A 461-nucleotide genomic window follows, 5' to 3' on the forward strand; every position below is an offset into this window, starting at 1 on the left:
CCGCGGACACCCCGGACACCGTGCCGATGGCCCCCGGGGTGACCGTCGAACACGTACCCGCCGGCCCCCCGGTCCCGCTGCCCAAGGACGACCTGCTGCCCTACATGCCGGCCTTCGGCGAACACCTCGCCCGCCGATGGGCACAGGACCGGCCCGACATCGTGCACGCCCACTTCTGGATGAGCGGCGTGGCCGCCCTCATCGCCGCCCCCCGGCACCGCATCCCGGTCGTGCAGACCTTCCACGCCCTCGGCACGGTCAAACGACGCCGGCAGGGCCCCGCCGACACCAGCCCGCCACACCGGATCGCCATCGAGACCCGGATCGGCCACCGCGCCGACGCCATCCTCGCCACCTGCACCGACGAAGTGCACGAACTCCTCCTGATGGGCGTACCCAGACAACAGATCGCCGTCATACCGTGCGGAGTGGACCTCAACCTCTTCACCCCCCACGGCCCA

At 71.6% G+C, this 461-nt stretch carries 1 protein-coding gene; it reads left to right on the forward strand.

Annotated elements, in window-relative coordinates:
* Nucleotides 1-461: glycosyltransferase (locus QSK26_RS41505; protein ID WP_285780863.1), on the forward strand; the 461-nt coding region annotated here is incomplete at both ends.

Origin of the sequence: Microtetraspora sp. NBRC 13810, assembly GCF_030268685.1 — a bacterium.
GTDB lineage: Bacteria > Actinomycetota > Actinomycetes > Streptosporangiales > Streptosporangiaceae > BSRQ01.